Genomic DNA, 10,845 nt, shown 5'->3' on the forward strand with positions numbered 1-10,845 from the left:
AAACCTGAGAACACACGTTCCTGAGAATTCGATAAGAGCGAATGTCGGAAAATAAAGAAGAACAAAAGCGGGAAGACATCGAAGCAGACGACGCTTCTGATACTCTTGACCCGCAACATACAGGTGCGTTCCGTTGGTTGGGACGCAGGCAAGTGCGCCAACGTGTCTTTACGCGCTGGATCTCGCTCGCCGGTATCTATGCCTTTTCTTCTTTGACCCGCCGCATTCTGGTGCTCAACCTCGTCGGCCTTCTGGCGATGGTGATCTCTATTCTGTACTTGAACCAGTTTCAGGCCGGTCTGATCGATGCACGCGTTCAGTCACTGCTGGTTCAGGGCGAGATCATTGCAGGTGCCATCGCGGCGTCCACCACAAGCGATGGCGATTCTCTTATGGTTGATCCGGAGATGCTGCTGCGTCTGGAAGCTGGAGAATCCACCAGTGCTCGCTCAACGCTGGGAAGTCTGGACTTCCCGATCAACCCTGAGATTGTCGGACCTATACTCCGGCGACTGATATCGCCCACCAAAACACGGGCCCGAATCTACGACCCAGAAGGCATGTTGATGCTGGATTCACGCCAGCTCCATGCCCAAAACCAGATCTTCCGCTTCGACCTGCCACCACCGGACGAAAGCAAGGATCCCTTCTTCCAGAAGATGTGGGAGGAGCTGAAACTCTGGATCCGTCGTGGCGAGTACCCGCCATATAAAGAAGTAGGACGGACGGAAGGACGCGAATACCCTGAGGTCGAGGCCGCTCTGGCTGGTTCCCCTGCATCCGTTGTACGTGTTGGCGCAAAAGGCGAAATGGTTGTCGCCGTTGCCGTGCCAATTCAACGTTTCCGCGGTGTTCTAGGTTCACTGCTCCTGTCGACACAAGGCGGAGACATTGATGATATCGTCGCCGCAGAGCGCAATGCGATCCTAAAGATCTTCCTCGTTGCTGCTGTTGTGGTGATGATCCTTTCCGTGCTGTTAGCCGGCACCATCGCAGGGCCAGTCCGCCGTTTGTCTGAAGCGGCGCAAAAAGTGCAGTCTGCGATCAACACCCGAGAAGAAATCCCTGAGTTTGAAGATCGTTACGATGAGATTGGTCATCTGGCGCGTGCGCTGAGGAATATGACCAAGGCTCTGTATGGCCGTATGGATGCGATCGAGAGCTTTGCCGCAGATGTGGCACATGAGCTGAAAAACCCGCTGACATCCCTTCGAAGTGCCGTTGAAACACTGCCTTTGGCGAAGAACGAGCGATCACGCGAACGCCTGCTTGAAGTCATCCAGCATGATGTAAAACGTCTTGATCGTCTGATCACGGACATCTCTGAAGCATCGCGGATTGATGCGGAAATGTCTCGTGCAGAATCTCACGATGTTGATATGGCAACGCTGTTGCAGGCTGTCGTATCCATTGCCAATGAACGCGCTTGTGATGATATCGCCCATGTCGATTTGAAGTTTGAGCCATCCAAGACTGACAAGAATTTCCAGATGCACGGCAATGACCAGCGTCTCGGTCAGGTCATCAATAACCTGATCGACAATGCGCGCTCATTTGCACCAGAAGGAACTCCTGTTACAGTTACGGCCAAGCGCAAGAGCAACCAGATTATCATCTGGGTCGAAGATTCTGGTCCTGGTATCAAAGAAGAACTCCGCGAACGCGTCTTTGAGCGCTTCTATACGGATAGACCGGAATATGAGGGCTTCGGAAACAACTCCGGCTTGGGTCTCTCGATCTGCCGGCAGATTATCGAAGCACACCGGGGTGAAATCTCGGTCATGAACCGAACCTCTGAGGAAGAGGGGCAAGAGCCGAAAGTGCTTGGTGCCCGGTTCGTGATCAAACTGAGGGCCAAGACAACCTCATGACGACACTGGATCAGAAGCAAAGTGTACAGGCAGCAGAAGGTCAGGCGATACACGCGACCTGTCTGGTGGTTGGCACGAAAGGCATTCTGATCCGCGGTCCCTCTGGAACCGGCAAATCAGCGCTGGCGCTGGAATTGATACAGCGCGCACACCTTAAAGGCAGTTTTGCAGCCCTCGTTGCTGATGACCGTGTCTACATTGCTGAGAAAAATAGTCGCTTAATAGGGTCTTGCCCAAATCCAATTAAGGGAAAGGCCGAGCTGCGAGGCTATGGCGTTGTCGATGTTCCTTACCTCGATACTGCAGTAATCCATATGGTTCTGGATCTGGAAGCCCGAGAGGAAATCGATAGATTGCCGGAGGAGCAGGCGCAGACCTGTGAACTTTGCTCAGTCAAATTAATTCGACAACAAGTACCTAAAGAAGATCATTTAGCCGCTCTTCGGCTCGCGAATGCACTTATTTTTACTAATCCAGTGCACAACTATTAGCCCTCTGTGTATGAGCATGCTGATTTTTCTTGCACTGCAGCGTGTCCTTCAACAAAGTAGGATTGGAATAACCTAAGAGTAGACACTCTGTTAGTTCGCGGGAAATATATGATTGGTCTAGTTCTTGTCACCCATGGTCGGTTGGCAGAAGAGTTCAAATCGGCTCTTGAGCATGTTGTAGGTCCACAGGACCGGGTAGCAACCATTAGCATCGGCCCAGATGACGATATGGAACAACGTCGTCAGGACATCCTGCGTTCCGTTGAAGCTGTCAACGACGGCTCTGGCGTTGTCCTTCTTACCGACATGTTTGGCGGTACGCCTTCTAATCTCGCTATTTCTGTGATGGATGGTGGTAGCGTTGAGGTCGTAGCTGGTGTAAACCTGCCGATGCTCATAAAACTGGCAAGCGTTCGAAATGAAAAATCGCTCGCCGAAGCGGTAGAAGAAGCCCGCAGTGCAGGACAGAAGTATATCTCCGTAGCTTCGCAGGTCCTGTCCGGGCAAGGCTAAGAAAATATGGATGAATGCACAGTGTTAGCTCGCGATCTGACCATCGTGAACACCCGTGGTTTGCACGCGCGCGCCTCAGCTAAGCTGGTCAAGCTGGTTGAGACTTTTGATGCCCATGTAAAAGTTTCCAAAGATGGCCAAACTGTTGGTGGAACTTCCATCATGGGATTGATGATGCTTGCAGCCAGCACAGGCTGCTCGATCCACGTTGTCGTAACCGGCAATCAGAAAGAAGAAGCCATCTCCGCGATTGCGCATTTGGTGGAAGATGGTTTCGGTGAAAGAGACTAAATAAGTCAAGCATCTAGAGGATCTGATGAAAAAGCGGCCAGCTTCACGTTTGTTGGTGGTTGATCCTCAAGACCGAATTCTCCTCTTCAATTTCAAGTTCGATAAAGGCCCTCTCAAAGGCCAGGACTATTGGGCCACCGTTGGCGGTGGTATTGAGCCGGGTGAGAGCTTTGAAGAAGCCGCCCGCCGCGAACTTCTGGAAGAAACCGGAATCACCGAACCTGTCGGTGAGGTGATCCATGTTGGAAGAGCGGTTTTTCAGACACCATCCGGTGAGATGGTAGATGCCGAAGAGCATTTTTTCTTTGTCACGGTTTCTGACTCGAAAATCGACTATTCCAACCACACAGAGATAGAAACTCAGGTAATGAGAGAGCATTGCTGGTGGACGCGGAAAGAACTCGAGACAACATCTTTGACAGTCTTCCCTGAAAATATCCTAGAAATTCTAGAGCCTTATCTACCCAGACGCACATAAAGCATTCTGCACGCCTGCATTTGTTTGCATTTTAGGCTGATATAAAGAAACCTTTATATCTTTATTGCTTTCTGACTTCTCTGTGATGTATAACAGCATACAGTGGGCGCTCATTGTGCGAGCACTCATCAATCATGCGGGAGGGGACTATGGGCCCGGGCTTTCAGGAAGATTTAATGACTGCGTCTAACGATTACTACGTCAAAGACATCTCACTTGCAGAGTGGGGTCGTACTGAAATTGAAATTGCCGAAACCGAAATGCCAGGCCTGATGGCTTGTCGTGAGGAATATGGTGCAAGCAAGCCTCTCAAAGGCGCACGCATCGCTGGTTCCCTGCACATGACCATCCAGACAGCGGTTCTGATTGAGACCCTCATTGAGTTGGGTGCAGAAGTTCGCTGGGCATCTTGTAACATCTTCTCCACGCAGGATCAGGCTGCAGCTGCAATCGCAGCTGCCGGTATTCCGGTGTTTGCTGAAAAAGGCGAAACCCTTGATGAATACTGGACCTATGCGGACAAAATCTTCGATTGGGGCGACGGCCAAACCGCAAACCTCATTCTGGATGATGGCGGCGACGCAACTCTGATGATTCTTCTCGGCGCAAAAGCAGAGAAAGACCCATCCGTCCTCGACAATCCGTCTAATGAAGAAGAAACCGCTCTCTTCGCAGCGATCAAGCGTCGCCTCGAAAAAGACCCGGGCTTCTACTCCAAAGTTAAGGGCAATATCCAGGGCGTCTCCGAAGAGACAACCACGGGTGTTATGCGCCTTTATGAAATGCAGAGGAAGGGCGACCTGCCATTCCCTGCAATCAACGTGAACGACTCTGTCACCAAGTCCAAGTTCGACAACCGCTATGGCTGCCGTGAATCTCTTGTAGATGGTATCCGCCGTGGTACTGATGTCATGATGGCTGGTAAAGTTGCTGTTGTCGCTGGTTACGGCGACGTTGGTAAAGGCTCTGCACAGTCTCTGGAAGGCGCTGGTGCCCGTGTGATCGTGACTGAGATTGATCCGATCTGTGCGCTTCAGGCTGCCATGGATGGCTACGAAGTGAAGACGATGGAACAGGCCATCGGTGAAGGCGATATCTTCGTCACCACCACCGGCAACAAAGACGTCATCACAGCTGACCACATGCGCGACATGAAAGACATGGCGATCGTCTGTAACATCGGTCACTTCGATAACGAGATTCAGGTTGCTGCACTGCGTAACTACAAATGGCGCAATGTGAAGCCACAGGTCGACCTGATCGAGTATCCAGATGGCAAGCGTCTGATCCTTCTCTCCGAAGGCCGTCTGGTTAACCTTGGCAATGCGACAGGTCATCCATCCTTTGTGATGTCCGCCAGCTTCACCAATCAGGTTCTGGCGCAGATGGAGCTGCACACCAAAGGCGACGACTACAAAAACGAAGTCTACGTGCTGCCAAAGCATCTGGATGAGAAGGTTGCGCGCCTGCATCTTAAGAAGCTTGGTGCAACCCTGTCTGAACTGACTGACGATCAGGCCAACTACCTTGGTCTCGACAAATCCGGTCCGTTCAAGGCTGAGCACTACAAGTACTGATACGCGTCCGTCGCAATTGCTGTTAACGCTAAGGGACTTAGCGTTAACAGCTCCATGAATTCTACTAGGCCCAATAAGCACACTTTCAATATATTGGGGGTGCGCTTGTTGGGCTTACTACAGATTGTAGTGGATGATTATTTCGCCCACAGAATTTGTTTACTTTTTGTAAAGATCCTCTTCTTCCCAAAAATCAATCAGGTTATGTTGATTGTCGAATCAGTCGTTAAGTTAGGCAGTTGAGCGACTTATTCGCGATTCGTGACACCAATGCGGCGTGTGATGCGAATCTGAGGCGGCGAAGAAAGGGGCACAACATGCCAGCATCCTGGCATAAACACGCGCGTGTTAACGTGCTGTGGCGTAGAAGGTTTAGACTCGTTCTGAACCTGATGGGCGTTGCTGTGTTTGCTCTCCTGGGTGCTGCTGGTTTCTCTCAGGCTATGGATATTCTGCCAGCTCTTTCAGGTAGTTCAGTTGACGCCTTCAAGGTTGTCTGGGTCGCGGCAACGGCCGGCATCGCCTTGTACGCAGTCGCAGCCTCCGTTGTGCTTGTCCGCATCCGCAGGAATGACTCTTTGTCCATCCTGCAATTGCGTCAGGACCGAGCCGATGCGATGGCGCGCATTGACCGCCTTGAAAGCTTACTGGAAACAGAAGACAGTCTCCTTTTAGTCTGGGATGGTGAGGCCAAACATCCCGGTGTTGCCGGACATCTGCCTGAAAACCTTGAACTTGCAGGCGGCCTTTCGCAGTTGGTCGAGTTCGAGACATGGTTGGACGTCAAATCCGCCGAGGCCCTGCGCGCTTTTCTAGAGCATTTGCGCGGCCATGGTGAAGTCTTCCGGTTAACCTTAACGACCACCGAAGGGGTCTATCTGGAAGCCTCCGGCCATACCGCAGGTGGACTGGCAGTCCTGCGCCTGCGTGATCTGACCGGAGACCGTCAGCTCAGCGCCCGCCTTGCTGAGCAAAACAAAGAACTGCGTGAGCAGATCTCCTCGCTTCATAGCCTGTTGGACGCACTGCCGGGGCCTGCATGGCAGCGCGACAACCATGGCCAGCTCGTCTGGGTCAACTCTGCTTATGTGGATGCTGTCGAGGCCGAAAGCACCCGCACTGTGGTTGATGAGCAGATTGAGCTGCTGGAAGCAAAAGGCCGCAACAAACTCAACATGATGCGCCAGACCGACGGTGTCTATCATTCGCCAATGCCGGTTGTGGCTGCGGGTGAACGGCGTGTCTTTGAGTTGACTGACGTGAATTCTGAGCATGGCAATGCCGGTCTTGCTCAGGATATTTCCGAGCTTGAACGTGTACAGGGACAGCTTCGCCGCACACTTGAGTCCCATACGCGTACGCTCGATCAACTTCAAACACCTGTGGCCGTGTTTGGTGCTGATCATCGTCTCCAGTTCTACAATGCAGCCTATCGCTCCCTATGGGATATCGATCAGAGCTTCCTGGAGACCAAGCCGGAAGAAGGCGAGCTGCTCGACGCCCTGCGCGCAGCTCGTAAACTGCCAGAGCAGGCTGACTATCGTGGTTGGAGAACCAAGCATCTGGAATGCTACCACGCCTTGGATGCACAGGCGTATTGGTGGCATTTGCCAGATGGACGGACACTCCGCGTGATCGCCAGCCCGCATCCGCAAGGTGGTGTGACGTACTTCTACGAGAACGTGACCGAGCAGCTGGATCTGGAAAGCCGCTTCAACGCACTGACCCGGGTACAGCGGGAAACGCTCGACCACCTGACAGAAGCTGTCGCCGTGTTCGGCTCCAACGGGCGCATGCGCCTGTCCAACCCGGCCTTTGCCGAGGTCTGGGGCCTGTCTCAGGAGTTCCTCGAAGGTGACCCGCATGTCAACGACCTGCTGGACACCTGCAAGGAGCTGATGGGCGAATCCGACCGTTGGCAAGAGCTCGCCCGTGGCGTAACAGGCCTGTCCGACAACCGCACCAGCGTCTCTGGTCGCATGGAGCGGATCGACGGGTCTGTCATCGACTATGTCACTGTACCGCTGCCAGATGGTGGCACGCTGCTCACCTTCGTAAACGTCACTGATACGGTCAACGTGGAACGTGCCCTCCACGCCACCAATGATGCGCTTCAGGAAGCCGACCAGCTCAAGAACGCCTTTATTCAACACGTGTCCTACGAGCTGCGATCCCCGCTGACCACCATCATCGGCTTTGCGCAGTTGTTGGGTGATGCCAAGTTTGGTGATTTGTCTCCGAAGCAGGAAGAGTACACCGACTACATCCTGTCCTCTTCGTCTGCTCTGCTGCACATCATCAACGACATCCTTGATCTGGCAACCGTTGATGCCGGCATCATGGAGCTCGAAATCTCCGAGGTCGATGTTGCGCAGACAGTATCTGAAGCTGTCGAGGGTCTGAAAGATCGTCTGGTCGAATCCGACATCACGCTCCGCACCCACATGCCGGAGGGCATTGGCCATCTCAAAGCAGATGAGCGTCGACTGCGTCAGGTTCTCTTCAACCTGCTGTCCAACGCAATCAGCTACTCTGACAAGGGCGGCTTGGTAGACATCAGCTGCCAGCGTGAGGAAAACGAAATCCGCTTCCGCATCAAGGATCATGGTGCAGGCATCCCTCAGGAGATGCTGGATCAGGTCTTCTCGCGCTTTGTAGGCCGCGGGGCTGGTGGAAACCGTCAGGGCGTTGGCCTTGGCCTCTCGATCGTGAAGAGCTTTGTCGAGCTGCACGGCGGTACAGTCGATATTTCCTCCGCCGAAGGGCAGGGCACCACAGTGGATTGCACCTTCCCGCTTGAGCCGCATGTCCATTCGCTGGAAGCGGCGGAATAACTCATCCTTCAGTTTTCGGTCAGATAAATGCCTCTGGGGCTTGAGTTCCCTTGCTGGTTTTGGCAAGTGCTTACTCTTGAAGAATTCCGGGTGCGTCGTGCGTCTGCAAATGAACGCGGCCCGCTCTAATAGATTGGTACGTATCCTTGGTAAGTAAGTTCAGTCTTGCTTTGAGGGTACGCTTGGAAAGTATAGATTAGAGCATTCTGCGTGAGCGCGACTATGTGCAGCTGCTCTTGAGGCGAATTGTATGAAGGTACTTCTCGACAATCAGAGAGCAACAGAGCTCTTTGCTGCGGATTTGGCTGAGCTGCTGAAAGAGGGAGACGTACTTGCTCTTTCCGGAGATCTGGGCACGGGCAAATCCACCTTGAGCAGAGCACTGCTGCGCCATCTGGCAGCTGACCCTCATCTGGAAGTCCCAAGTCCCACCTTCACGCTCGTTCAAACCTACGACCTGCCGAGAATGTCCGTCGCCCACCTCGACCTCTACCGCATTGAAGAGCCGGAAGAGCTGGAGGAGCTTGGGCTCGACGAATATCTGGAAACCGGTGTCGCGCTGATTGAATGGCCAGAGATGGGAGACCCATCCTACTGGCCGGAAGCGCTGGACTTGAAGCTGACAGAAGGCACCGAGCCAGACACTCGCGAGATCACCCTCACAGCCAACTGCAAAAGCTGGCAGAACCGCCTTGACCGCCTCGCTGCCCGCCGCGCTCTGCTGCAAAAATCCGGCTGGATTGATGCAGAGCGCGAGCATGTGCAGGGCGATGCCTCCATGCGGACCTATTTTCGACTTCACAAAAACGGTGAGACAGTCGTCTTTATGGATAGTCCGCCAACTGGGCCAGAGCCGCGTCTGCCCACTGGCAAAACCTACGGCGAAACCGTACATCGCGCCAGGGACGTCACTGCCTTCTTCGCCGTCGGCAACGCCTTGGCGGATCATGGGTTTCGCGTACCAAAACGACTGGCCGCCGACCCGGAAAACGGATTGGCGCTGCTGGAGGATTTCGGCGACCAGATCATCACCGAAAACGGTGAGGCGGTCAAAGAGCGCTACGAGCTGGCCATTGATGATATTGCCCGGCTCCACAGCTGCGACTGGCAAACAGGGCTGCAGGCGGATGGCAAACCCCATCAGCTGAAACCCTGTGATTTCGAAGTGCTGATTACGGAAGCTGACCTCTACCTCCAATGGTATCTGCCTTACGCCAGTGGAGAGCCTGCAACTGAACAGCAAGGCCGCGACTACGTTGAAGCGTGGCGAGAGCTGCTGGAGCCAGTCCTTCAGAGTGAACCGACGCTGCTTTTACGGGATTACCACAGCCCGAATATCATGTGGTTGCCAGAAGCATCAGGCCTCAATAAGCTGGGTCTTATTGACTACCAAGATGCAATGATGGGCCCCGCGGCCTATGATGTCGCCTCGCTCGTGTACGATGCACGCGTGGACATGCCAGCCGGCCTGCAGGAGCATTTACTGCAGCGATATTGCGACTTGGCAAGAAAACATAAACCCATTTTTGATGAAATGGCGTTTCGGAATGCTGTTGCTGTGTTGGCGTTGCAGCGCAATGCCAAAATCCTTGGCGCGTTTGTACGTCTTGATAAGCAGCTCGGGAAACCTAAATACATGGAGATGCTTCCTCGCATCCGCAATTATGTGCGGCAGTGCTTTGCACAATTAGGGGAAGTAAAACTCAAACCCATGTTCACTGTCATACTCTCGTCAAATGAGACGAGCCAAAGTGGCGACTGAAACAAGAGAACAAAACGACAGAGACAACGAGATGCCTAAAGAAATTTCCTTCCACCCCAAATCGGCAATGGTTTTGTCCGCAGGGCTGGGTAAACGTATGCGGCCCCTGACGGCGACAACCCCAAAACCTCTCATCGAGGTGGACGGTAAGTCAATGTTCGCGCGCGCAGCAACACGTTTGAAGGATGCTGGCCTCGAAACCTGCGTTGTCAACGTGCATTACCTTGCAGACCTTGTAGAGGCCCATGCCCGCAGGTTTGAAGGCTTGGATGTCAAGATCTCAGATGAACGCGAAGAGCTTTTGGATACTGGTGGGGGTATTAAAAAAGCCCTGCCAATTCTGGGCTCCGATCCGTTCATCCTGAAAAACTCCGACAGCTTCTGGCTGGAAGGGGTAAAGCCGAACCTGGATCTCCTCGTAGAAACCTGGGATGACCGTCAGATGGATATGCTGATGCTGCTTGCACCAGCCGTCAATGCGGTTGGTTACGACGGCAAAGGCGACTTCCTGATGGACGATGAGGGCAAACTGGAACGCCGCGATGAGCGCTCAGTGGCACCTTTCATCTACTCCGGTACCGCGATGATCCATCCACGGCTGTTCAAGGATACGCCGGAAGGCCCATTCTCCCTCAATCTGCTATTCGACAAAGCGATTGAGAATAGCCGCCTCTTCGGTGTCGAAGGCGATGGCCTTTGGCTGCACGTTGGAACGCCTCAAGGCCTCGATGACGCCGAACGCGCCATCGCCAACAGCGCAAACTAATCTAAAAATAGGACAGGCCCGCAACCGCAGCGGGCCGCCTCAACACACCTCCTCCCAAGACTGAAGTACCAATACTCAATGTATTTTGGTAATTTTCACAAACACCTGCAATCTTGGAACTGGATATCGGACACCCACTCCGCTCGTCCAGCATGACGGCAAGTGTTACCAGAGGCGAGGCATCACCTCCCTCGTCATCCCGGCCTCCGATGTACATACCGGAGACATAGGTGACAGGTGTTCGGAGAGATGGTTGACACAT

10 protein-coding genes are annotated in these 10,845 nt (G+C 53.4%); 9 read left to right on the forward strand and 1 reads right to left on the reverse strand.

The window, feature by feature from the left end:
* Positions 1–41: 41 nt before the first annotated feature.
* The 9 genes from PsW64_RS03345 (at position 42) to PsW64_RS03390 (ending at position 10,583) form a co-directional block, all read left to right on the forward strand.
* Entirely contained in the window at positions 42–1,871 is a 1,830-nt protein-coding gene (locus PsW64_RS03345) for a sensor histidine kinase (RefSeq protein WP_057462960.1), read from the forward strand.
* Complete coding sequence (locus tag PsW64_RS03350) at positions 1,868–2,362, forward strand: HPr kinase/phosphorylase (RefSeq protein ID WP_057462959.1); 495 nt, start codon at positions 1,868–1,870, stop codon at positions 2,360–2,362. Before PsW64_RS03345 ends, PsW64_RS03350 begins: the two co-directional genes overlap by 4 nt.
* 108 nt (positions 2,363–2,470) lie before the next feature.
* Complete coding sequence (locus PsW64_RS03355) at positions 2,471–2,875, forward strand: PTS sugar transporter subunit IIA (RefSeq protein ID WP_057462958.1); 405 nt, start codon at positions 2,471–2,473, stop codon at positions 2,873–2,875.
* A 6-nt stretch (positions 2,876–2,881) separates the two neighbouring features.
* The gene (locus PsW64_RS03360; protein ID WP_057462957.1) at positions 2,882–3,166 is read left to right on the forward strand and encodes an HPr family phosphocarrier protein; all 285 of its coding nucleotides are present in this window, start codon (positions 2,882–2,884) and stop codon (positions 3,164–3,166) included.
* 25 nt (positions 3,167–3,191) lie between these two features.
* Positions 3,192–3,644, forward strand: a complete 453-nt coding sequence (locus tag PsW64_RS03365; protein ID WP_063302684.1) for an NUDIX hydrolase — start codon at positions 3,192–3,194, stop codon at positions 3,642–3,644.
* A 176-nt stretch (positions 3,645–3,820) separates the two neighbouring features.
* On the forward strand, positions 3,821–5,221 hold the full coding sequence (gene ahcY, locus PsW64_RS03370) for an adenosylhomocysteinase (RefSeq protein WP_057463237.1): 1,401 nt from the start codon (positions 3,821–3,823) through the stop codon (positions 5,219–5,221).
* A 317-nt stretch (positions 5,222–5,538) separates the two neighbouring features.
* Positions 5,539–8,055 (forward strand): PAS domain-containing sensor histidine kinase, encoded by a 2,517-nt coding sequence (locus tag PsW64_RS03380; RefSeq protein ID WP_208980545.1) that lies wholly within the window; start codon positions 5,539–5,541, stop codon positions 8,053–8,055.
* A 250-nt stretch (positions 8,056–8,305) separates the two neighbouring features.
* Positions 8,306–9,817 (forward strand): tRNA (adenosine(37)-N6)-threonylcarbamoyltransferase complex ATPase subunit type 1 TsaE, encoded by a 1,512-nt coding sequence (tsaE, locus tag PsW64_RS03385; RefSeq protein WP_063302686.1) that lies wholly within the window; start codon positions 8,306–8,308, stop codon positions 9,815–9,817.
* A gap of 31 nt (positions 9,818–9,848) precedes the next feature.
* Positions 9,849–10,583, forward strand: a complete 735-nt coding sequence (locus PsW64_RS03390; RefSeq protein ID WP_063302691.1) for a nucleotidyltransferase family protein — start codon at positions 9,849–9,851, stop codon at positions 10,581–10,583.
* A gap of 1 nt (position 10,584) precedes the next feature.
* Here PsW64_RS03390 and PsW64_RS27730 read toward each other — a convergent pair.
* Positions 10,585–10,845: hypothetical protein (locus PsW64_RS27730; RefSeq protein WP_206599536.1), on the reverse strand; the 261-nt coding region annotated here is incomplete at its 5' end.

Origin of the sequence: Pseudovibrio sp. W64 (genome assembly GCF_001623145.1) — a bacterium.
Classification (GTDB): domain Bacteria; phylum Pseudomonadota; class Alphaproteobacteria; order Rhizobiales; family Stappiaceae; genus Pseudovibrio.